Annotated in this window: 22 protein-coding genes; 10 read left to right on the forward strand and 12 right to left on the reverse strand. The window is 69.4% G+C overall.

Annotation, left to right across the window (positions count from 1 at the left end; translation table 11 throughout):
* Positions 1-10: 10 nt before the first annotated feature.
* From glgC to SALMUC_RS24690, 6 genes are read left to right on the forward strand one after another with little or no spacing between them, the layout of a single operon-like run.
* Positions 11-1,279 carry a glucose-1-phosphate adenylyltransferase gene (gene glgC / locus SALMUC_RS24665; protein ID WP_021120947.1) on the forward strand — a complete coding sequence of 423 codons (1,269 nt, stop codon included), beginning with the start codon at positions 11-13 and terminating at the stop codon, positions 1,277-1,279.
* Complete coding sequence (glgA, locus tag SALMUC_RS24670) at positions 1,276-2,688, forward strand: glycogen synthase GlgA (RefSeq protein WP_020039937.1); 1,413 nt, start codon at positions 1,276-1,278, stop codon at positions 2,686-2,688. Before glgC ends, glgA begins: the two co-directional genes overlap by 4 nt.
* Positions 2,685-4,742: a glycogen debranching protein GlgX gene (gene glgX / locus SALMUC_RS24675; protein WP_020039936.1), complete on the forward strand. Its 2,058-nt coding sequence runs from the start codon at positions 2,685-2,687 to the stop codon at positions 4,740-4,742. The genes glgA and glgX overlap by 4 nt, the downstream gene beginning before the upstream one ends.
* The gene (locus SALMUC_RS24680; RefSeq protein WP_020039935.1) at positions 4,739-6,613 is read left to right on the forward strand and encodes a 4-alpha-glucanotransferase; all 1,875 of its coding nucleotides are present in this window, start codon (positions 4,739-4,741) and stop codon (positions 6,611-6,613) included. Before glgX ends, SALMUC_RS24680 begins: the two co-directional genes overlap by 4 nt.
* Positions 6,610-8,247: an alpha-D-glucose phosphate-specific phosphoglucomutase gene (locus tag SALMUC_RS24685; RefSeq protein ID WP_020039934.1), complete on the forward strand. Its 1,638-nt coding sequence runs from the start codon at positions 6,610-6,612 to the stop codon at positions 8,245-8,247. Before SALMUC_RS24680 ends, SALMUC_RS24685 begins: the two co-directional genes overlap by 4 nt.
* A gap of 10 nt (positions 8,248-8,257) precedes the next feature.
* Positions 8,258-9,136, forward strand: a complete 879-nt coding sequence (locus tag SALMUC_RS24690; protein WP_020039933.1) for a DMT family transporter — start codon at positions 8,258-8,260, stop codon at positions 9,134-9,136.
* Here SALMUC_RS24690 and SALMUC_RS24695 read toward each other — a convergent pair.
* Positions 9,133-9,543 (reverse strand): SufE family protein, encoded by a 411-nt coding sequence (locus SALMUC_RS24695; RefSeq protein WP_020039932.1) that lies wholly within the window; start codon positions 9,541-9,543, stop codon positions 9,133-9,135. The genes SALMUC_RS24690 and SALMUC_RS24695 overlap by 4 nt on opposite strands.
* A gap of 216 nt (positions 9,544-9,759) precedes the next feature.
* On the opposite strand from SALMUC_RS24695, the gene SALMUC_RS24700 reads away from it, so the two are divergent.
* Positions 9,760-10,272, forward strand: coding sequence for a lipoprotein (locus SALMUC_RS24700; RefSeq protein WP_021120948.1), 513 nt, complete (start codon positions 9,760-9,762; stop codon positions 10,270-10,272).
* A 36-nt stretch (positions 10,273-10,308) separates the two neighbouring features.
* Here the strand turns inward: SALMUC_RS24700 and rnd are convergent, their stop codons facing one another.
* Positions 10,309-11,466 carry a ribonuclease D gene (gene rnd, locus SALMUC_RS24705; protein WP_021120949.1) on the reverse strand — a complete coding sequence of 386 codons (1,158 nt, stop codon included), beginning with the start codon at positions 11,464-11,466 and terminating at the stop codon, positions 10,309-10,311.
* A 267-nt stretch (positions 11,467-11,733) separates the two neighbouring features.
* Here rnd and SALMUC_RS24710 point away from each other — a divergent pair, with 267 nt between their 5' ends.
* On the forward strand, positions 11,734-11,937 hold the full coding sequence (locus tag SALMUC_RS24710) for a hypothetical protein (RefSeq protein ID WP_021120950.1): 204 nt from the start codon (positions 11,734-11,736) through the stop codon (positions 11,935-11,937).
* A gap of 9 nt (positions 11,938-11,946) precedes the next feature.
* On the opposite strand, the gene SALMUC_RS24715 is transcribed toward SALMUC_RS24710, so the two are convergent.
* Genes SALMUC_RS24715 through SALMUC_RS24740 form a run of 6 tightly spaced genes read right to left on the reverse strand, consistent with a single transcriptional unit; the run spans position 11,947 to position 16,942 of the window.
* A complete protein-coding gene (locus tag SALMUC_RS24715) occupies positions 11,947-12,375 on the reverse strand; it encodes a cupredoxin domain-containing protein (RefSeq protein WP_021120951.1) in 429 nt (142 codons plus the stop codon).
* Positions 12,375-13,046, reverse strand: coding sequence for an ABC transporter ATP-binding protein (locus tag SALMUC_RS24720; protein WP_245584741.1), 672 nt, complete (start codon positions 13,044-13,046; stop codon positions 12,375-12,377). Before SALMUC_RS24720 ends, SALMUC_RS24715 begins: the two co-directional genes overlap by 1 nt.
* On the reverse strand, positions 12,992-13,741 hold the full coding sequence (locus tag SALMUC_RS24725; protein ID WP_020039926.1) for an ABC transporter permease: 750 nt from the start codon (positions 13,739-13,741) through the stop codon (positions 12,992-12,994). Before SALMUC_RS24725 ends, SALMUC_RS24720 begins: the two co-directional genes overlap by 55 nt.
* Positions 13,742-13,753: 12 nt before the next feature.
* The gene (locus SALMUC_RS24730; protein WP_020039925.1) at positions 13,754-14,722 is read right to left on the reverse strand and encodes an ABC transporter substrate-binding protein; all 969 of its coding nucleotides are present in this window, start codon (positions 14,720-14,722) and stop codon (positions 13,754-13,756) included.
* A gap of 55 nt (positions 14,723-14,777) precedes the next feature.
* Positions 14,778-15,749: a YVTN family beta-propeller repeat protein gene (locus SALMUC_RS24735; protein WP_020039924.1), complete on the reverse strand. Its 972-nt coding sequence runs from the start codon at positions 15,747-15,749 to the stop codon at positions 14,778-14,780.
* A gap of 2 nt (positions 15,750-15,751) precedes the next feature.
* Positions 15,752-16,942, reverse strand: a complete 1,191-nt coding sequence (locus tag SALMUC_RS24740; protein WP_020039923.1) for an ABC transporter substrate-binding protein — start codon at positions 16,940-16,942, stop codon at positions 15,752-15,754.
* 126 nt (positions 16,943-17,068) lie between these two features.
* Here SALMUC_RS24740 and SALMUC_RS24745 point away from each other — a divergent pair, with 126 nt between their 5' ends.
* The gene (locus tag SALMUC_RS24745; protein WP_020039922.1) at positions 17,069-17,569 is read left to right on the forward strand and encodes a DUF3280 domain-containing protein; all 501 of its coding nucleotides are present in this window, start codon (positions 17,069-17,071) and stop codon (positions 17,567-17,569) included.
* Positions 17,566-18,378 (forward strand): quinoprotein dehydrogenase-associated SoxYZ-like carrier, encoded by an 813-nt coding sequence (locus SALMUC_RS24750; protein WP_020039921.1) that lies wholly within the window; start codon positions 17,566-17,568, stop codon positions 18,376-18,378. The genes SALMUC_RS24745 and SALMUC_RS24750 overlap by 4 nt, the downstream gene beginning before the upstream one ends.
* A gap of 81 nt (positions 18,379-18,459) precedes the next feature.
* Here the strand turns inward: SALMUC_RS24750 and SALMUC_RS24755 are convergent, their stop codons facing one another.
* The 4 genes from SALMUC_RS24755 to SALMUC_RS24770 all read right to left on the reverse strand — a co-directional run bounded on the left by SALMUC_RS24755 (position 18,460) and on the right by SALMUC_RS24770 (position 22,237).
* On the reverse strand, positions 18,460-18,990 hold the full coding sequence (locus SALMUC_RS24755; protein WP_020039920.1) for a PQQ-dependent catabolism-associated CXXCW motif protein: 531 nt from the start codon (positions 18,988-18,990) through the stop codon (positions 18,460-18,462).
* Entirely contained in the window at positions 18,987-19,838 is an 852-nt protein-coding gene (locus SALMUC_RS24760; RefSeq protein ID WP_051156026.1) for a substrate-binding domain-containing protein, read from the reverse strand. The genes SALMUC_RS24755 and SALMUC_RS24760 overlap by 4 nt, the downstream gene beginning before the upstream one ends.
* Complete coding sequence (locus SALMUC_RS24765; RefSeq protein ID WP_020039918.1) at positions 19,822-20,355, reverse strand: c-type cytochrome, methanol metabolism-related; 534 nt, start codon at positions 20,353-20,355, stop codon at positions 19,822-19,824. Before SALMUC_RS24765 ends, SALMUC_RS24760 begins: the two co-directional genes overlap by 17 nt.
* A 76-nt stretch (positions 20,356-20,431) precedes the next feature.
* Complete coding sequence (locus tag SALMUC_RS24770) at positions 20,432-22,237, reverse strand: methanol/ethanol family PQQ-dependent dehydrogenase (protein WP_020039917.1); 1,806 nt, start codon at positions 22,235-22,237, stop codon at positions 20,432-20,434.
* Between the last annotated feature and the right edge of the window lie 11 nt (positions 22,238-22,248).

Genomic DNA, 22,248 nt, shown 5'->3' on the forward strand with positions numbered 1-22,248 from the left:
AGAACGCGAAATGCCACATCAGAGAGGTCAGCGGCTCGCCGCCCGAAGCATGGCCTTCATCCTTGCCGGGGGCCGCGGCTCGCGCCTGCATGAATTGACCGACACGCGGGTGAAGCCCGCGGTCTACTTCGGCGGAAAGGCCCGGATCATCGACTTCGCGTTGTCGAACGCGCTCAACTCGGGCATCCGCAAGATGGCGCTGGCCACGCAGTACAAGGCGCACAGCCTGATCCGCCACGTCCAGCGCGGCTGGAACTTCTTCCGCGCCGAGCGCAACGAATTCCTCGACATCCTGCCCGCCTCGCAGCGCTACGAGGAAAGCATGTGGTATCGCGGCACTGTCGATGCGGTGGCGCAGAACATCGACATCATCGACAGCTACGAGATCGACTACATCCTGATCCTCGCCGGCGACCACATCTACAAGATGGACTACGAGGCGATGATCGCCCAGCACGTCGAGAGCGGCGCCGAGGTGACCGTGGGCTGCCTCACCGTGGACCGGGGCGAGGCCAGCGCCTTCGGCTGCATGGCGGTGGACGGCAAGGACCGCATCACCTCGTTCCTCGAAAAGCCCAAGGACCCGCCGGGCCTGCCGGACGATCCCGACAAGACGCTCGTGTCGATGGGCATTTACGTCTTCGACTGGAAATACCTGCGCGAACGGCTGATCGCCGATCTCGAGGACGACGGGTCGAGCCACGATTTCGGCCACGACATGATCCCCGACATCGTGAAGACCGGCAAGGCGCAGGCGCACCGCTTCGAGGACAGCTGCGTGCGCCACGACCCCGCCGCGACCGCCTACTGGCGCGACGTGGGCACGATCGACGCCTTCTGGAGGGCCAACATCGACCTCACCGACTTCACCCCGGACCTCGACCTCTGGGACCGCAACTGGCCGATCTGGACTCACGCCGAGCTGGTCCCGCCCGCCAAGTTCATCCACGACGAGGAAAAGCGCCGCGGCTCGGCCGTGAGCTCCATGATCGCCGGCGGCAGCATCGTCTCGGGCACCGAGATCCGGCAGTCGCTGCTCTTCACCATGTGCCACACCAATTCCTACTCGTCGCTCGACGGTGTCGTGGCGCTTCCCTATGTGCAGGTCGCGCGTCACGCGCGGCTGAAGAACTGCGTCATCAACCGCGGGGTCGAGATCCCCGAGGGCCTCGTCGTGGGCGAGGACCCGGAGGAGGACGCCAAGTGGTTCCGCGTGACCCCGGGCGGCGTCACGCTCATCACCCAGCGCATGCTCGACCGGAGGGGCGCCGAACGATGACACGGGTGCTCTCGGTCGCCTCCGAATGCGTGCCGCTGGTCAAGACCGGCGGCCTCGCCGACGTGGTGGGCGCCCTGCCCCACGCACTCGTCGGGGCGGGCGTCGACATGCGCGTGCTGATCCCGGGCTACCCGGCGGTGATGGACGCGCTGAAACGGGCCAAGGCGGTCAAGACCTTCGCAGACCACTTCGGCGGCCCGGCCCGCGTGCTGCGCGGCAAGCTGGGCGAGGCGGTGCTCTACGTGCTCGACGCGCCGCATCTCTACGACCGGCCCGGCGGGATCTACGGCGACGCCGAGGGCCGCGACTGGCCCGACAACCCCGAACGCTTCGCCGCGCTCTCGAGCGTGGCGGCCCTGATCGGCGCCGAGGGGATCGAGGGCTGGAGCCCGCAGATCCTGCATTGCCACGACTGGCAGGCAGGCCTCGCCCCGCTCTACCTGCGCGCGCTCGGCGCGGGCGACCGGGTGGCCTCGCTCATGACGATCCACAACATCGCCTTCCAGGGCATGACCCCGCCCGACCGCATCGCCTCGCTCGGGCTGCCGCCGGAAGGCTTCACCCAGGACGGCTACGAGTTCTGGGACCAGGTCAGCGCCCTCAAGGCGGGCCTGTCCTATGCCGACCGGATCTCGACCGTCTCGCCCACCTACGCGGGCGAGCTGATGACGCCCGAGTTCGGCATGGGTCTCGACGGGCTCCTGCGCGCGCGGCAGGCGGATCTGACCGGCATCCTCAACGGCATCGACCTCGACCTCTGGACCCCGCCCTACAAGTCCCCGCGCGGCAAGGCGAAATACCGCGCGGCCCTGCGCGAGGAGTTCGGCCTGCCCGACTGGCCCGGCCCGCTCTGCGTCATGGTCACCCGCATGACCGAGCAGAAGGGTCTCGACGTGCTGCTGCAGGCGCTGCCTGCGCTGCTTGACCGCGGCGGGCAGCTGGTGCTGCTGGGCACCGGCGCGCGCGCCTTCGAGGAGGCCTTCCGCGCCTATGCCCGTGACCACGCGGGCGTGGCCGTGACCATCGGCTACGACGAGCAGCTCGCGCGGCGCATGATCGCGGGCGGCGACGCCATCCTCGTGCCCTCGCGATTCGAGCCCTGCGGCCTCACCCAGCTCTACGGACTGCGCTACGGCACCATCCCGCTGGTGGCGCGCACGGGCGGCCTTGCCGACACGGTGATCGACGCATCGCCCGCCGGAGTGGCAGCAGGCGCGGCGACCGGCGTGCAATTCCACCCCGTGACCGCGCAGGCCCTTGCGCAGGCCCTCATGAAACTGGTCAAACTCCATCAGGAGCCCGACACCTGGTCGCGCATGATGCGCAACGCGATGGCGGCCAAGGTGGGATGGGACCAGTCCGCCGCCGCCTACGCGGCCCTGTACGAAGAAATGGTCAAGACCGAATGACGAACCCGCAGATCCGGGCCGGCCGTGCCGCGCCGCTCGGGGCGACGTTCGACGGGGATGGCGTGAATTTCGCCGTCTTCTCGCAGCACGCCGACGACATCCACCTGTGCCTGTTCGACGAACACGGCCAGGAAACGCACCACCTCCGCCTGCCGGAACGCGACGGCGACGTCTGGCACGGCCGCGTCTCTGGCCTCATGCCCGGGCAGCTCTACGGCTACCGCGCCTCGGGGCCCTTCGACCCCGAGGAGGGGCACCGCTTCAATCCCGCCAAGCTGCTGCTCGATCCCTACGCGCGGCGGCTGACGGGGCATCCGACCTGGCACGACGCGCTGCTGGGCGGGGCCGATGCGCCCGATCCGCACGACAGCGCCCGCTACATGCCCAAGTGCGTGGTCGAGGACCCCTCCTTCGACTGGGGCCGCCTCAAGGCGCCCGAGACCCCGCTCGCCGACAGCGTGATCTACGAGGCCCACGTCAAGGGCCTGACCAAGCGCTTCCCCGGCGTCGATCATCCCGGCAGCTTCCTCGCGCTGGCCTCGGACGAGGTGCTCGACTACCTCGTGCGGCTGGGCATCACCGCGATCGAGCTGCTGCCGGTCCAGGCCTTCCTGAACGACCGCTTCCTCGTGCAGAAGGGGCTTGTGAACTACTGGGGCTACCAGACGCTGGGCTTCTTCGCGCCCGACCCGCGCTACCTCAGCCACGGGCGGCTCTGGGAGTTCCAGTATACCGTCGCCCGCCTGCACGCCGCCGGCATCGAGGTGATCCTCGACGTGGTCTACAACCACACCTGCGAGGGCGACGAGAACGGCCCCACCCTGTCCTTCCGCGGCCTCGACAACCGCAGCTACTACCGCCTGACCGAGGACAACCGCCACTACATCAACGACACCGGCACCGGCAACACCGTGAACATCGAGCACCCGATGGTCATGCGCATGGTACTCGACAGCCTGCGCTACTGGTCGACGACCATGGGCGTCGACGGCTTCCGATTCGACCTCTGCGCGACGCTCGGCCGCACCGAGGAAGGCTTCGATCCGAACTCGGCCTTCTTCCGCGCGCTGCGGCAGGACCCGGTGCTGGCCGAAAAGAAACTCATCGCCGAGCCCTGGGACATCGGCCCGGGCGGCTACCAGCTGGGCAGTTTCCCGCCCCCCTTCGCCGAGTGGAACGACCAGTTCCGCGACGGCGTGCGGCGCTTCTGGCGCGGCGATCTCGGCCACGTGCCGGTCATGGCCGACAAGATCACCGGCACGGCGGGGCACTTCGACCACTCGGGCCGGCCCGCGACCAGCTCGGTCAACCTGCTGACCGCGCACGACGGCTTCACGCTCGCCGACGTCGTCAGCTACGTGCAGCGCCACAACGAGGCCAACGGCGAGGGCAACCGCGACGGCCACGGCGAGAACTTCTCGGACAACTTCGGCACCGAGGGGCCCACCGACGACGACGAGATCGAGGCCGCCCGCGCCCTGCGCCGGCGCAACATGATGGCCACGCTCCTGCTCAGCCAGGGCACGCCGATGATCCTCGCGGGCGACGAGATCGGCCATTCGCAGGGTGGCAACAACAACGCCTACGCCCAGGACAACGAAACCACCTGGCTCGACTGGGAACACGCGGACACCGAGTTCCAGGCCTTCACCGAGCGGCTGATCGCCTTCCGAAAGGCACACCCGATCCTGCGGCAGAAACGCTTCCTGCACTCGCAGCCGCGCAAGGTCGACGGGGTGCCCGACCTCTTCTGGTGGCGTCCCGACGGCACCGAGATGACCCGCGCCGACTGGACCAACGGCCACCTGCACGCGCTCTGCGCCGAGTTCCGCATGGCCAGCGGCACGCCGCTCTACGCTCAGCGCGAGGAGGCGATCTACCTGGCCTTCAACGCGGGCGATGCGCTCACGCTCACCCTGCCGCCGCGCAGCGAGGGCTATGTGTGGGTCCGCCACGTCGACACCGCGCTGCCCGACGCCGATCCGCACCGGGTGGGCGACACGCTGGAAATGGCCGCCGAGTCCGTCATCGCGCTGGTCGAGGAGGCGGAATGAGCGATCTCGACACCCGCGCCGCGCGCGCCGGCATCCTCGAGGCGTTCCGCGATCTCTCGGGCGAGACCCGCGTCACCCCGCCCGAGACCAAGGCGGCGCTGCTTGCCGCCATGGGCCTCGACGGCACCGCGCCGCCCGCCCACCGCGAGTTGCCGCCCTGGCAGGTCTGCGAACCCGGCGTGCCCCCCGCGCTCACCCCCGGCGCGGACTGGACCCTCACGCAGGAGGACGGCACCCGCAGCGAGGGGCGCGGCCCCCTGCCCGCCCTTCCGCTCGGGCGCCACCGGCTGCAGGCGTCGGGCGAGACCTGCTGGCTGCTCTGCGCCCCCGCGCGCCTGCCGCTGCCCGAACGCATGTGGGGCCTGATGGTCCCGCTCGCCGGGCTGCGCACGGCCGAACAGGGCGGCATCGGCGGCTACGACGACCTCGCCGCCATGGCCGAGGGCGCCGCCGCGCAGGGCGCCTCTTTCCTCGGGATCAACCCGATCCACGCGGGCTTTCCCGCCGACCCCGGCGGCTTCAGCCCCTACACGCCCTCGCACCGCCGCCGCTTTGCCGGCATCTACCTGCCCACGGCCACCGCCGCCGGCGCGCCCGGCCGGATCATCGACGTCGCGGCCGAGACGCCCGCCCGCATGGAGGCGCTCGAGGCCGAGTTCCGCGCCGCCCCGCCGGGCCCGGCCTTCGACGCCTTCCTCGCGCACGAGGGCGCGGCGCTGCAGCGTTTCGCCACGCACCAGGCCCTGTCGGAGCGACTCGGCGCCTACTGGGGCGACTGGCCCGCGGCCTACCGCGACCCGGCCAGCCCCGAGGTCGCGCAGGCGGCGCGCGAAATGGCCGACCGCGTGCGCTTTCACGCCTGGCTGCAATACCGCGCCGAGGGCTCGCTGGCCGAGGCGCAGGGCCGCGCCACGGGTGCGGGCATGGCGCTGGGGCTCTACCTCGACGTCGCGGTCGGCACGCATCCGCAGGGCGCCGAGACCTGGGAGGACCGCGAGACCTTCGCCTTCGGGGCGAGCCTCGGCGCGCCGCCCGACGCCTTCGCGCCGCAGGGCCAGAACTGGCACCTCGCGCCCTTCAACCCGGTGACGCTGATCGAGACCGGCTTCGAGGCGCTGGCCACCACCCTGCGCCAGCAGCTGCGCTTCGCGGGCGCCCTGCGGATCGACCACATCCTCGGCTTCGAGCGCGCCTACTGGGTCCCGGACGGCGACCTGCCCGGCGCCTATGTCGCCATGCCGCGCGAGGCCATGCTCGCCGTCACCCGCATGGAGGCGGCCCGCGCGGGCGCCGTCATCGTCGGCGAGGACCTGGGCGTCATCCCCGAGGGGCTCCAGCAGGCGCTGGCCGACAGCGGCATCCTCGGCTGCCGCCTCGCCTGTTTCGAGCACCGCGAGGACCCGCCCGTCTTCAAGCGCCCCGAGGACTACGACGAGGGCGTGATCGCCAGCTTCTCGACCCACGACCTGCCGACCTGGACAGGCTGGCGCGAGGGCCGCGAGATCGCCCTGCGCCGCGACATCGGTCTCACCCCGCCCGAGCACGCCGAGGGCATGTTCGCCTGGCGCGGCCGCGAGGTCGCGGGCTTCGACTGGGCCAGCGGCAAGCTGCGCGGCGACCTGCCTCCCGAGGCGCCCGAGGCCATGGTGAGCTTTCTCGCGGAAACCCGATCGCGCATGGTCGCGTTACAGGCCGAGGATATGCTGGGCGTGGCAGACCAGCCGAATCTGCCCGGCACGGTCCGCGAATATCCCAACTGGCGCCAGCGCCTGCCCGAGGGTCCCTCGGGCATCGCGGCGGCGCCTGTTCTTGCAAATGCCGCGCGCATCATGAAACGTGCCGCGCGAGACCCCAGAGTGACGAGCCCATGACCCAGACCATCCGTACGGTGCCGACCGAGCCCATCGAAGGCCAGAAACCCGGGACCTCGGGGCTGCGCAAGAAGACCCCGGTCTTCCAGCAGCACCACTACCTCGAGAATTTCATCCAGAGCATCTGGACCGGGATCGGCGGCGTCGAGGGCAAGACGCTCGTGCTGGGTGGCGACGGCCGGCACTTCAACAGCCAGGCGGCGCAGGTCGTGCTGCGCATGGCCGCCGCGAGCGGGGCGAAGAAGGTCATCGTCGGCAAGGGCGCGCTGCTCTCGACGCCCGCCGCATCGAACCTGATCCGCACGCGCGGCGCCGACGGCGGCATCGTCCTGTCGGCCAGCCACAACCCGGGCGGGCCCGAGGGCGACTTCGGCGTCAAGTTCAACACCGCCAACGGCGGCCCCGCGCCCGAGTCCGTGACCTCGAAGATCTTCGAGGCCACCAAGACCATCACCGAGTACCACATCCTTGAATCCCACGACGTGGGACTGCGCACCGAGGGCAGCTTCACGCTCGCCGGGATGGAGGTCGAGGTCGTCGACCCTGTGACCGACTACGCCGAGATGATGGCGGGCATCTTCGACTTCGACGCGATCCGCGCGCTCTTCAAGTCGGGCTTCCGCATGCGCTTCGACGCGATGCACGCGGTGACCGGCCCCTATGCCAGCGCGATCCTCGAGGGCACGCTGGGCGCCGCGCCCGGCACGGTGATAAACGCGATCCCCCTGCCCGACTTCGGTCAGGGCCACCCCGACCCCAACCCGATCTGGGCCAAGCCGCTGATGGACGAGATGATGGGCCCCAACGCCCCCGATTTCGGCGCGGCCTCGGACGGCGACGGCGACCGCAACATGATCGTCGGCAAGGGCTGCTACGTCACGCCCTCGGACAGCCTTGCGGTGCTGGCGGCCAATGCCACTCTGGTGCCCGCCTACTCCGACGGGCTCAAGGGCGTCGCGCGCTCGATGCCGACCTCGCGCGCGGTGGACCGCGTCGCCGACGCGCTCGACATCGACTGCTACGAGACCCCGACCGGCTGGAAGTTCTTCGGCAACCTGCTCGACGTGGGCCGCGTGACCCTCTGCGGCGAGGAAAGCGCCGGCACCGGCTCTGACCATGTTCGCGAGAAGGACGGCCTCTGGGCGGTGCTCTTCTGGCTCAACATCCTCGCCGAGAAGCGCCAGTCGGTGGCCGAGCTCATGGCCGCGCACTGGCGCGAGTACGGGCGCAACTACTACTCGCGCCACGACTACGAGGACGTCGACAGCGCCGCCGCCAACGAGCTGATGGACAACCTGCGCGGCGAACTGCCCGTGCTGGCCGGGCATAGCTACGGCGCGCTCAAGGTGCGCGACGCCGACGAGTTCGCCTACGACGACCCCGTCGACGGCAGCCGCGCCGAGGGCCAGGGCCTGCGCATCTGGTTCGAGGGCGGCGACCGCGCCGTGCTGCGCCTCTCGGGCACCGGCACCTCGGGTGCCACGCTGCGCGTCTACCTCGAGGCGCTCGAGACCGATCCCGACAAGATGGACCGTGACCCGCAGGAGGCCCTCGCGCCCGTCATCAGCGCCGTCGACGAGATCGCCGGCATCCGCAAACGCACCGGTCGCGACGCCCCCGATGTGATCACCTGAGGGGTCCTTCATGTACGTTCTCCGCGCCATCGGGCTGATGGTGCTCGGCATGGCGTTGCTGGCCGCCAGCGACGCCTTCATCAAGCTGTCCAGCCAGCACGCCCCCACGGGACAGATCATGATGTCCATCGGCGCGGGGGGCGCGGGGCTGCTGCTCGTGCTCGCCCGCCTGCGCCGGATGCCGATCCGGGCCGCCGATGCGCTGCACCGCATGGTGCTGCTGCGCAATGCGCTCGAGATGGTGGGCGGCCTCGGCATGATCATCGGCCTCTCGAAGATCCCGCTGTCGGTCATGGCCGCGATCATGCAGACCGCGCCGCTGGTCGTGACCATGGGCGCGGCGCTCTTCCTCGGCGAAGAGGTCGGCTGGCGCCGCTGGAGCGCCATCGCCGTGGGACTTGTCGGCATGCTCATGGTGATCCGGCCCTTCGGCGCGGCCTTCACCGGGTGGGAGATCTTCGCCGTGGTGGGCGTCACCGGCCTCGCCGCGCGCGACCTGATCACGCGACTCGCGCCGGCGCATGTGCCCTCGGTGGTGATCTCGGCCTGGGGGTTCGCGTCGATCATCCCCGTGGGACTGGCGCTCCTGCTGGTCACCGCGCAGACGCCCGTCGCGACACCTCTCGCCACCACCTTCATCATTGGCGCCATCGCCGTGACCACGGCGGGCTACGTCTGCGTGACCACGGCCATGCGGATCGCGCCGGCCTCGGCCGTCTCGCCGTTCCGCTACTCGCGGCTGGTCTTCACGACCGCGCTGGGGATGCTGGTCTTCGCAGAGCGCCCGGACGGCTGGACCCTCGCGGGGGCCGCGCTGATCCTCGGCGCCGGGCTCTATTCCTTCCTGCGCGAGCGGCGCCTCGCGCGCTCGGCTGCCATCGCGCTCTAGGCGGCCGCCGAGGCGTTTTCGCGGATCCGCTCGACCATGGCGCGCAGCCCGTTCGAGCGCTGCGCCGACAGGTGGTCGTTCAGCCCCAGCCGGCCCAGCTCGCCGCGCGCATCGACGCCCGGCACCTCCTTGACCGGCAGCCCGTCGTAGAGCCGCCGCAGCACCGCGATCAGGCCGCGCACGATCATCGCGTCGCTGTCGCCCTCGAAGTGAAAGACCCCGTGCTCGGGCTGGGAATGCAGCCAGACCTGGCTGGCGCAGCCCTCGACCTTCGTGGCGGGGACCTTGAGCGCGTCGGGCAACGGCTCCATCGCCTTGCCCATCTCGATCACCATGCGGTAGCGGTCTTCCCAGTCCTCGAGAAACTCGAAGTCCTCGACCACCTCTTCGAATGCCGGCTGTGCCATGCGACCTCCGTTCGTGCTGGGACAGAGCTAGGCGGCGCAGCGGCAAAGGTCCAGCCCCGGCACCGCCTTCGTCTGCAGATATTCGACGCGCCACCCGCAGGGCCGCCCCTCGCGGCCGCACCGACGCCCCGCCACGCCTGCGCCGACAGACATTCCTTTTCAAGGCGGCGCCGATGCGCTAACCCGTTTGTCAAACAGGCAGAGGGCGCGTTCGGCATGTCGAGATCACTTTCAGTCCTGCTCGTGGCGGCGCTGGTCCTGGGGGGCTGCGCGACGGTCCGCGAGTCGCGCGTGAATCCGTTCAACTGGTTCGGCCGGGGCGAGCCGGTGGCCAATACCTCGACCGAGGCCGGGACCGCCAACCCCCTGATCCCCAAGCGCCGCTCGGTGAGCTTCTTCCAGTCCCGCGACGAGGCCTCCGCGGGCCGTCCCGTGGGCCAGATTGCCGAACTGCTGATCGAACGCCGCCCCGGCGGCGCGGTGATCCGCGCCTCGGGCGTGGCCGACCGGCTGGGCCCCTTCGACGTGCGACTGGTCAAGGACGAGGCGCAGAGCACCCCGGACACGCTGGTCTACGACATGCGCGCGCTGCAGCAGCCCGGGCCGCGCAACACGAACGAGTGGTCGCGCACCGTCACCGCGGCGGTCTGGCTGACCGACCAGGAACTCTTCGGTGTGCAGACGATCCGCGTCACCGGCCAGCGCAACGCGCTCGCCTCGCGGCGCTAGGCACGCAGGCGGGGCCATTGAGGCCCCGCGCCCGCCTTACAGCTCGATCACCTTGACGTTGCGACCCTTGGCCGCCAGCGCGATCTCGCCCTCGCAGAGACGCAGCGCGTCCGCGCCGAAGACCTCGCGCCGCCAGCCGGTCAGCGCCTTCACGTCGCGCATCCCCGCCGCGATGGCATCGAGGTCCGCCGCCGGCGCGATGAGCCGCGACGCCACGCCCGAGCTTTCGGTCTTGGCCTTGAGCAGCACGCGCAGCAGGTCCGCCAGCGCCGGGTTCACCTGCAGCTGATCGCGCGAGGTGTCTGGCTTCGGCAGCTTGTCCTTCGGGCACTCCATGCCCGCCTTGACCGCCGCGAGGATGCCCTCGGCGATGGCGCCCTTGCGCGCCTCGCGCAGCAGCAGGCGCGAGCGGCCGAGATCCTCCATCGTCGCGGGCTTGGTCGAGGCCAGCTCGGTCAGCGCGTCGTCCTTGAAGACGCGGTTGCGCGGGATGTTGCGGTCCTGCGCATGTGCCTCGCGGAAGGCGGCCAGCTCGCGCACCAAGGCCAGGAACTTGGGGCTCGTCGAACGCGTCTTGACCCGCAGCCAGGCCTCTTCGGGGCGCGTGACGTAGGTCTCGGGATCGGTCAGCACCGCGATCTCCTCGGCCACCCAGCGGTCGCGCCCGGTCCGCGCGAGCTCCGCCGCGAGATGCTCGTAGATCACCCGCAGGTGCGTGACGTCTGCCAGCGCGTATTTCTTCTGCGCGTCGGTCAGCGGGCGCCGCGACCAGTCGGTGAAACGCGACGACTTGTCGAGCGAGGCCTTGGCGATGCGCTTGACCAGCGTCTCGTAGCCCACCTGCTCGCCGAAGCCGCAGACCATCGCCGCGACCTGCGTGTCGAAGAGCGGCTCGGGGATCACGCCGTGGTCGATGTAGAAGATCTCGAGGTCCTGCCGCGCGGCGTGGAAGACCTTGACCACGTCGGGGTTCCGGAAGAGCTCCATCAGGGGATCGAGCGACAGGTCCCCGGCCAGCGGATCGACCAGCACGGCCGTGTCGTCGTCCGTGCCAGGCAGGGCAAGCTGCACGAGGCAGAGCTTGGAATAATAGGTCCGTTCCCGCAGGAACTCGGTATCCACGGTGACATAGGGCGCTTCCGCCGCCGCCGCGCAGAACGCGGCCAGGTCGTCCGTCGTGGTGATCGTCTTCATTCGTGCCCCGGCTGGAAAAAATGTCTGATAGGACCTCCTACACCTGATGCCGGGATTGTGCAAAGCACGCTGCACGCAGGCCGCCCCCGGGACCTCAGGCGCACGCCATCCTTGACGGAGCGCTCAGAATAGCGTCCCATCGCAGGATTACCGGTCGTTTTTCGTTCATTTTTCTGCAGCGCAGCATTCGAGCGCGGACATTTGCAGGGTTTGTTGACCTGCCTCGCCTAGGGTGCCCCGCATGATTGTGCATCACAGGGGATTGCCATGATCGAACTTCTTTTCGTCACCTGCCTTTCCGCCGCGCCGGACCAATGCCGGGAACGCAGCCTGATCTACACCGACATCACGCCCATGACCTGCATGATGGGCGCCCAGCCCGAGCTCGCGAAATGGAGCCAGTCGAACCCGAAGTACGAGGTGCGCGGCTGGAAGTGCCGCGCCCTGCGCCGGGACGAGCTGGAACTCTGAGCCCCGGCGTCACTGGATCGAGATGTCGACGCGCTGGCTCTCGCCGGTCGAGCCCGGAATCTTGAGATGGAACTGCCCCGGCTTGATCGCGAGGAACTCGATCTCCATCGTGCCGGCCTCGTCGAACTCGACGCTTTCGAGGCCGAAGGGCCGGACCTCGAGGCCGTTGATGACGACCTCGTTGACCCAGATCGCGCGGAAGAACCCCGGCCCCTCCAGCGCCAGTTCGCCCGTTCCGTCGGCCTCGATCTCCAGCTCGTAGAGCTTGCCCGACTCCAGCGTGATTGGCCCTTCGGCCAGCGGCTTGCCGACCGACAGCGTGATCCCCGGCATCTCGCCCGAGTTGCTGTTCGACAGCACGCCGGCAAAGCCGAAGTCATGCGCCGCCGCGGGCAGCGCGGCAAGGCTCAGGGCGGCAATCGTTATCAGGGTCTTCATCAATCGTATCCTTCCGTTTGAACAAGATGGGGAGAGAGCGTCGCGGGCTCGCCGCGCAGCTCCAGGATGCGGTCGGCCAGGCGCTCGGCCTCGGCGCGCGCGTGGGTGACAAACAGCGTCGCCGGCCGGGTCTCGGCGATCAGCGTCTCGGTCAGCGCGATCATCGTCTCGGCCGTCTTCGCGTCCAGCGAGACGAAGGGCTCGTCCATGATGAGCAGCTCCGGCCGCCCGGCAAAGGCCCGCGCCAGCGCGAGCCGGCGCTGCTGGCCCAGCGACAGCTGACCGGGAAAGGCCTCGCCCCGCCCCTTCAGCCCCACCCGCGCCAGCGCCTCTCGCGCCGCGGCCTCGGAGAGCCCGGCGTTGGCCAGCGTCAGGTTCCGCAGCGCGCTGCGCCAGGGCAGCAGCGTCGGCTCCTGGAAGACGATGGCCATGTGTTCGGGCCGGCTCACGCACCCCTCGAAGTCGGTGTCGATCCCCGCGAGGATGCGCAGGATGGTCGACTTGCCGATCCCCGACGGCCCCAGCAGCGCCACCGTCTCGCCGGGCGCGATGCGGAAGTGCACCGGCCCCAGCACCGGCACCCTGCCATAGCGCTTGGACAGGATGTCCACGCGGATCATGCCGTCCGCCAGCGCCTCGCCCGCCGTTCCCACGGCTGCAGGATCGCCCATTCCACCGCCAGCATCACGCCGATGAACGACAGCGCGTAGACCAGCACCATCGCCACGTCGAACAGTTGGAAGTACATGTGGATCTGGAACCCCACCCCCGAGGACCGGCCCAGGAACTCCACCACCAGCACGATCTTCCAGATCACCGCGATCCCCGACCGCGCGGAGGCCGCGAGGAAGGGCGCGAGCTGCGGCAGTGTCACGTGCAGGAAGCGCGTCGTCGCCGACATCCGGTAGACCTTGGCCATGGCGTCCAGATCGCGGTCCAGCGCCCGCGCGCCCTCGCGGATCACCGTCGCCACGTTGGGCACCTTGTTCAGCGTCACCGCCGTGATCGCCGCCGCCTCGGTGAGCCCGATCCAGAGATAGCACAGCACGATCAGCACCAGCGCCGGCAGGTTGAGAAAGATCACCAGCCAGGGGTCGAGCAGCCGGTTCACCCGCTCCGATCGCCCCATCGCCAGCCCGATCGCCGTGCCCAGCAGCATCGCCAGCACGAAGGCCCAGGCCACCCGCACCAGCGTCGCGCCCAGGTGATGCGGCAGCGTGCCCGTGCTCAGCTCGCGCACGAAGGGCTGCCACAGCGCGAGGGGAGAGGGCAGGATCTGCGGGTCCGCGGTCAGCGCCGCCGCCACGACCCACAGGCCCAGCAGCGCCGCGACCGACAGCAGCGGGCCGCTCGCCTTCCCGGTCATCGCGCCACCCGGTCACTGCACATCCGCGAAGAGGCCTTCGGGCACCGTGGTCGCCTCGCCCACCAGCTCCTCGCCGCCAAGCTCGGCCATGAGCGCCAGCAGCCGGCCCGCCGCCTCGGCGTCGACCGGGCCGCGCGCGGGCGCACCGGCCAGCCAGTCGGCCTTGAGCTGCTCGAACTGCGCGTCGGTCTTGGCATTCATCTGCGGGCGCACCGCCTCCCAGGCGCCGTCGTCGTCGGCCAGCATGTCCTTCACGTCGCGGCTGGCGTTGTAGAAGGACTGCGCGATGCCGGGGTGCGCCTCGATGAAGTCCTCCTTCATGTAGTAGCCCAGCAGCGGCGTGTCGGGGTCGAGCCCCAGCTCGCTCGCCGCCGTCTCGACCGAGACCAGCTCGCGCATGCCGCCGGCCTTCATCTTGGCCAGGAAGTGCCAGAAGTTGATCGACCCCGCGTAGTCGCCAGAAAGGCCCGACTTGAAGATCAGCGGCGGCGCGCCGAAGACCTGCTCGGTCTCGGCCTTGAGGTCCATGCCGTATTCCTGCTGCGCATAGGCGCGCAGGATCAGCCATGACTTGTCGAGCGGCCCGCCCGCGATGCCGATCTTGCCGCCGGCCATGTCGGTCAGGTCCTCGGCCTCGCTGTCCTCGGGCACCAGCAGCGCGCCCACGGCCTTGGAATAGGGAATGAAGACATAGTCCTTGCCGGCCGCGCGCTGGCGCGCAACCCAGATCCAGTCGGCGACGGCCATGTCGGCCTCGCCGCCCTCGACCGCGATCCGGGTCGCCGCGTTGTCGGCATAGCCCTGCACCTCGAGGTCGAACCCGTGCTCGGTGTCGAAGCCGTTCTCGCGGATCGCCGTCAGCTCCCAGTTGACGGTGCCGATCTGCAGCACCGCCGCGCGGATCACCGGCAGGTCCTGCGCCGCCGCCGCGGTGCCGATGGCAACCGCGCAGACGGTGGCTGCGAGCCTTGCGAATGTCATGTCGTTCTCCTCCCTAGTGCCTCGCGGCATGGGACCGTGGTGCGCCGGCCCCGTTTCAGTCCGGCGTGATCGCCACGCCCCAGGGCTGCTGCCCCACCTGGATCGAGCGCACCGCCTCCTCCGCGGCCACGTCGATCACCGTCACGTCGTTGGAATTGCCGTTGGTGGTGACGAGGTATTCCTCGCCCGGCGTGAAGGCCATCTGCCAGACCCGCTGCCCCACCATGATGTATTCGACCACCTCGAGCGAGGCGCCGTCGATCACCGCCACCCGGTTCGCCGGCCCCAGCGCCACGAAGATGCGGCTGCCGTCGCTGGTGGCCTTCACGCCCACCGGCTGAAGCCACTCCGGCAGCACGCCCGGCACCTCGAATTCGATCTTCTGCGTCAGCGTCGGCGTGCCGTCCCCGGCGATGTCGATGACGCTGACAGTCCCGCCGATCTCCGAGCTCACGAACAGCCGCGATCCGTCGTCGAGATACTCCGCGTAGCGCGGACGCTGATCGACGAGGATGTTGTGCTTGATCTCGTAGTCCTCGGTCGAGATGAAATGCGCCATGTTGGTGGTTTCCGAGGTATTCACCACCCAGTTCGTGTCGGGCGAGATCGCCATGCCCTCGGGCTCCACGCCCACGGGCACCTCGGCCAGGATCGTGTGGTCCTCGGTGTCCGTCACGGTCACGAGGTTGTCGTCCTCGTTCGCGATGTAGAGCGGGTTGCCCGAGGGATGGATCACGAACAGCTCCGGGTCCGGCCCCGAGGGCAGCGTGTAGACCTCCTCGTAGGTCTCGGTGTCGAAGACCCGCACGAGGTCGTCGTCCGAGGCGCAGACATACAGCAGCGAGCCGTCGGGCGAGAGCGTGATGCCCCGAGGCCGGTTGCCGCCCGCGAAGGTGTGGATGACCTCCCAGCTCCCGGTGTCGATCACGGTAATGTCGTTGCCCCGCTCGTTCGAGACGAAGGCCTTGCCGGCCAGGGCGCCGCTGGCGGTCAGGGCAAGGACGGAGGCGGCGAGAACAGTCTTCATGGTCACTCCTCGAAGGCGGTACAGTCGGATTCGGAGCGGTCGAGCCCCATGGTATCCAGCGGCGAGACCTGGTGCAGGAAGCCGTCCTGCGGGCTCACGCTCACGGTGATGCGGTCGTCGTAGAGCAGGATCGGCAGACGCATCTGGCCGTTCCAGTCGCGGAAGGTGACCTTCTGCCCCTTGAAAGCGGCCAGCTCGAACGCGTCGCTGAGCGCGTAGTCGCGCAGCGTGTCGGGATCGGCGCTGCCGGTGCGGGTGACCGCCTCTCCGATGACGCGCAGGGCGAGCCAGGCGTTGTAATCCTCTTCCCGCACGTAGCGGCCGGCCAGCTCCTCGAAGCGGGTCTGGAACTGCGTCGCCCCCCAGGCCTCGTGCGCGCCGTGAAAGGTCACGGGCCGCAGGCCGGCGCTGCCCATGACCGGGCGCGGCGACCACAGGTGGAACGGCAGGTAGGCGGCGAAGTAGTCGGTGGCATCGGCCGCGATCACCACGTCGTGCTCGGGCGCGCGCTGCATGAAGGTCGGCAGCTGGCGCTGCACCATGGCGTGCCCGGTGTCGGTGCGCCGCGCGCCGCCGGTGTCCTCGAAGGTGCGCGTCTCGACGATCTCGGCGCCGAACTTCCGCGCGGCGCGGGCATAGGCCTCGGAAAGCGCCTTGTCCGCCGGGTTCGAGCCCTCGACCAGCAGCCAGCTCGGCCATTTCTTCCAGACCGCGAACTGCGCCACCGCGTCGGCGCGCATGCCGTAGGAGGGGACCGTGTGCAGCAGGTTGGCCCGGCAGGCCCCGCTGCGCAGCTCCATGCTCTCCGCGCGGATGTTGAAGACCAGCGCCCCCGCCTCGGCCGCCCGGTCGGTCAGCCGCCCTGTATCCTCGGCCCCCGCGGCCAGCACGACAAGGCGCGTGCCGGTCTCGAGGATCTCGTCCAGCGCCGCATCTGCCTCCTCCGGGGCCACCGCGTGGGTCGTCGTCTCGTAGCTGTGCCCCATGAAGCTGCCGGTCGTGCCATTGTCCTCGTCGGCCAGCGCCGCCCCGGCGAAGCCGAGGTCCTCCGGCGGCAGATCGTAGCGCGAGATGGGCAGCAGCTCGGGGTAGTCGACGCGCAGCACGGCGGCGTCGACCTCGACGGCCCGGACGGGCCCCGCGACGGTCAAGCCGACCGCCACCGCGGCCAGCGGCGCAAACAGGTTTCGCAATGTCTCCTCCCTTGCCCGACTCTTCCTGTCGGACATGGCAACAGCCTGCACGACAGTCGGGGCACGGCGGAACCAATACTTTCGGATAAGTTGTCGCGGGCCGGGCCGAGGCCGCACCTTCGCGCCATGCTCCGCATGACAATTCCGACGCTCTGCCTCGCCCTCGCCGCCCCCGCCGCGGCCGACGAGCCCGAGCGCGTCGCCTTCTTCGGGCTGACCTTCCTCGACACCTCGATGCAGACCGAGATGTTCGGCGAGAACCCCGACGAGACCGCGCGCCTGGCGATGCTCGAGGAGATGGTCCGCGACCGCTTCGAGGCCGAGGGCTTCGCGCTGGTCCCGCTCGACCCGGTGGCCGAGCGACTGGAGAGCACGGTGAACCCGGCCAAGTGCTATGGCTGCGACACCCGCATGGCGCAGACCCTCGAGGCCGACTACTCGCTCGTGGGCGAGGTGCAGAAGGTGTCGAACCTGATCCTGTCGATGAACCTGCAGATGCGCGAGGCCGGGAGTGGCGACATGGTGCGCGGCCGGGTCGTCGACATCCGCTCGAACACCGACGAAAGCTGGTCGCGGGGCATGCGCTACATCCTCGACCGCACGTTCTTTCCGGAGGATTCCGAATGATCCGCGCCGCCATCGCGACCACGCTCCTGCTCGCCGCCGCCCCGCCCCTGCAGGCGGGCGAGACCTGGGACGCGCTGAAACGCGAACTGTACGGAGATCGCGTACTTGTCACAGGCCGAACCGTACTGTCCGTCGATGCGCCCTACCGGACGTACGAGGACGCACGCACCCATGTCTCTGCCCGGGTCACCGCGCCCGAGGGCACGCGCATCGGCGAGGTGACCGTCGTTCTGGACGAGAACCCGATGCCGGTCTCGGCGGTCTTCGCGCTGAAGCAGCCGCAGGCGCGCTTCGCCTTCGACGTGACACTGCGTATCAACGGGCCCACCCCGCTGCATGTGGTGGCCGAGACCACCGACGGCCGGCTCTTCGTCTCCGAGAGCTTCGTCAAGACCTCGGGCCAGGGCGCCTGCGCGGCGCCGCCGGGCACCGACCCCGAGAAGGCGCTGGCCACGCTGGGCGACATGGTCCTGAGCGTCGGAGGCCCCCTGCCCCGTGCCACGGCGACCGAGCGGCTGGCGGGCCTCGCCGACCGCTTGCGGCGGCTCGACGTGGACATCTCGCATCCCTCGCATTCCGGCATGCAGATGGACCAGGTCTCGCTGCTCTTCATCCCGATGCGCTACGTCGAGACGGTGGAGATCGACACCGACGGCGCGGGCTACGTCGAGATGACGGGCAGTATTTCGCTGTCAGAGAACCCTGCGCTGAAGCTTTCGGTGCCGGGCGATACCGGACATCTGGGCGTGACCATGACCGATACCGACGGCACGGTCAGCACAGCCGAGACGCGGATCGCGGGCTACTGAGGGCAAGGCCGGGGGCGCTGCCCCCGGACCCCCGGGATATTTCCAGCCAGAAGATGCTTCTGCGCGGGGCCTGCCGCGAGATCAGGGCTGCCAGGGCGTGACCTCTTCGGTCGGATAGTCCCAGAGCGTCCAGCCGTCGGTGCCCTCGGGCAGCCAGTAGACCTCGGCATAGCCGTAGGTCAGCGCGCGCTTGGCGGCATTCCAGGACATCCAGCATTCCTCGAGGCAGAAGAAGACCAGTGGGCGCGCCTTGTCGGAGCCGCTCGCGGCCGCGAGCCCCTCGCGGAAGTAGGTCTCGGTCTCCTTGGCCAGTGCGCCATAGCCCACGTTGGGCAGCCAGAGCGCGCCCGGGATCGAGTGCCGCGCCTTTTCGCGCCAGATCGTGCCCTCGGGCAGGTTCGCGGGTTTCGGTGCGCGCGGGAGGACATCGACGAAGGCCGCCGCGTCGTCGGACCAGAGCTCGAACGCCTGTTCGGGACCGACGACCGTCGCGCCTTCGAGGGTGGCGGGCACGGGTCCGCGGTAGTGGTCGTCGCGGTAGCCCTCGGGCTCGGGCACCCCCGCGGAAAGGGCTGCCGGCAGCAGCAGGAGCGCCGCCAGCAGCCGGGTCATTGTCCGACCTCGCGCACCGCGTCTCCCATGTCGGTGACCAGCGGCACGCCCGCCTCGGTCAGGAGCGCGTCGATCTCGTCCTGGTGGCGCCGGATCAGCGAGTTGAGCTCGCGCTGCCAGACCTTCTCGCCGCGCCGCACGCCCATGGTGATGCGGTAGAAGAGCCGCGGGGCCGCCGCCTCGTTGAGGAGCGGAATCACCTTGAGGTCGGGGTGGTCGCGCTTGACCAGCGGACCCGCGATCGGGCCCCACATCACCGCGCCGTCGATCTCGCCCGCATCCACGTCGTCGAGCATGTCGAGCGCGGGGCTCTCGTAGCGGCGGTCGACGTGCAGCGCGTAGGGCTTCGCCGCGCCGATGAGCCCGTTGCGCGCGAGATGTGTCGCCGGGGGCGCGCCGGCCGTCACCCCGAGCGAGCGGCCCTGAAGCGCCGGGTCCGACAGCTCGGTCACGCCCGCCAGGTCGCCGTCCTTCGGCACGACGAGCACGTGGGTCGAGACCATGTAGTGGTTGGTGTTCAGCACCATCTCGTGACCCTGCGCATAGCCCATCACCACGTCGCACTTGCCGGCCTTCAGCGTGTTGCGGATGAAGCCGGTCGCCATGGGGAACCAGGTGTATTGCACCGGGCGGTCCAGCTTGGCTGCGATGAGCTCGGCCAGCCTGTTCTCGTAGCCGCTGCCGTCCTCCATCGACATCGGGTCGTTGGCCGGATCCGCGCAGACCCGGAAGGCGGTCTTCGAGACCAGGTCCGAGGTCTGCGCGTCACCCGGCCCTGCCCGGGAGGCCAGCAGGGCCGCGAGGGTCACCACCGCGAACGCGGCGCGGGACTTAGCCCATGCAGGCATCTTCGTTCTCGGCAAAGGTGTCGCTCTTGGCTTCCTTGCTGGCCGGACGGCCCCGCCCGATCGCGCCCGAGCCATGCGCCTTGAGGTAGGTGTAGATGTCGTCGAGGTAGCACATCACGTTGGGGTTCGTGCCGAACGCCGGCATCACCGAGTTCTCGGCCGCGCCGACCTTCTGCCGGCCGTTCACGACGACGTCGACGAAGTCGTAGTAGTCCATCTCGACGGCGGAGTTCTTGAGCGCCGGGGCGTAGGTCGAGCCCTCGCCGTCGGGGCCGTGGCAGACGTGGCATTCCGCGTGGTAGCGACGGAAGCCCGAGAAGGTCGGCCAGTCCACCGTGCCGTCCTCCTGGACGTTGAAGGTGGGGATGTCGTCCTCGGTGAAGTAGCGTCCGCCGTCCTCGTAGGCCGCGGCGATGTTGGGGTCGTCCATCGAGACGTCCGCCGCGCTCAGCGCGCCGGCCGCGAACGTGGCCGCGGTGGCGGCGGCGGCCGCAAGAAGGGTGGCGTATCGTGTCATTGGGTGCCTGCCTGTTCTGGAAACCTTGGGTGTCGGGGGCCGGCGACGATGCCGGCCCCCGGGATTGCGCGGCCGATCAGTCGGGCAGCGCGAAGACGGTCAGCTGGCCGCCGAGCGCGGTGTAGTCGCTCAGCGCGGCATAGCCGCCCACGGCGCCGAGGCCCTCGTTCGGGTTGGTGAGGCCCGCCGCGAGGCCGATGCCGGCCCAGCCGCCGACGCCCGAGAGGATGCCGACATACTGCTTGCCGTCATGCTCGTAGGTCATCACGTTGCCGATGATGCCCGAGGGGGTCTTGAAGCGGTAGAGCTCATCGCCGGTCTCGGCGTCCACGGCCTTGAGGTAGCCTTCCAGCGTGCCGTAGAAGACCACGTCGCCCGCGGTCGCAAGCGCGCCCGACCAGACCGAGAACTGCTCGGGGATGGACCACTTGATCTCGCCGTTGATGTTGTCCCAGGCGATGAAGTTGCCCATGCCGCCGTGGCTGTCGGGCGCCGGGTACATCGACAGCGTCGCGCCGACGTAGGGCTGACCCGCGGTATAGGCCACGCGGAAGGGCTCGTAGTCCATGCAGACGTGGTTCGTCGGCACGTAGAAGGTCTCGCTCTTGGGCGAGTAGGACGCCGGCTGCTGGTCCTTGGTGCCGAGCGCCGAGGGACAGACGCCGGTGGTGTTGACGTCCTCGCCGTTCTGTTCGGTCGAGTATTCCGCCACCACTTCGGGCCGGCCGTAGGTCTCGGACTCGGGGTCCATGTCGACGCCGGTCGTCCAGTTCACCACCGGGTCGTACTTGTCGGCCGAGATCAGCTCGCCGCTGACGCGATCCATCACGTAGGCCAGGCCGTTCCGATCGAAGTGTGTGAGCAGCTTGCGCTCCTCGCCGTCGATCTCCTGGTCGGTCAGGATCATCTCGTTGACGCCGTCGTAGTCCCACTCGTCGTGGGGCGTCATCTGGTAGAACCACTTGGCCATGCCGTCGTCGGGGTCACGTGCCATGATGGTCATCGACCAACGGTTGTCGCCCGGGCGCTGCGCCGGGTTCCAGGTCGAGGGGTTGCCGGTGCCGTAGTAGATCAGGTCGGCCTCGGGGTCATAGGAATACCAGCCCCAGGTGGTGCCGCCGCCGATGGTCCACTGGTCGCCTTCCCAGGTGTTCAGGCTGGAGTCGGCGCCGATGGGCTCGCCCAGGTGGGTGGTGTTCTCGGGATCGACGAGCATCTCCTCGTCCGGGCCCATGGAATAGGCGCGCCACTCCTGCTCGCCGGTCTCCATGTTGTAGGCGGTGACGTGGCCGCGCACGCCGAACTCGCCGCCCGAGATGCCGACGATGACCTTGTCCTTGACCGGAAGCACGGTCGCGGTGTTGGTCTCGCCCTTCGAGGGATCGCCGTTCTCGACTTCCCAGACAACCTCGCCGGTCTCGCTGTCGAGCGCGACCACGGTGGTGTCGGCCTGGTGCAGGAAGATCTTGCCATCGGCATAGGCGACGCCCCGGTACACCGTGTCGCAGCACATCACCGGGATGACGTTCGGGTCCTGCTTGGGCTCGTACTTCCACTTGATCTTGCCCTCGTTGGCAAGGTCGAGCGCGAAGACCGTGTTGGGGAACGGCGCGTGCACGAACATGGTGTCGTCAACCACCAGCGGCGAGCCTTCGTGCCCGCGCAGAACGCCGGTCGAGAAGGTCCAGGCCACCTGCAGCTCACCGACGTTCTCGGCGGTGATCTGGTCGAGCTCGGAATAGCGCTGGTTGGCGTAGTCGCCGGTCTGGATCGCCCACTGCGTGGGATCGTCCATGATCGACATCAGGTCATCGTTCGCGAGCGCGGCGCTTGCCGCGCACAAAGCGATCCCGGACGTCAAAAGCGTCAGTTTGGTCTTCATCTTCTCCTCCC

This window comes from Salipiger mucosus DSM 16094 (genome assembly GCF_000442255.1).
GTDB classification, from domain to species: Bacteria; Pseudomonadota; Alphaproteobacteria; order Rhodobacterales; family Rhodobacteraceae; genus Salipiger; species Salipiger mucosus.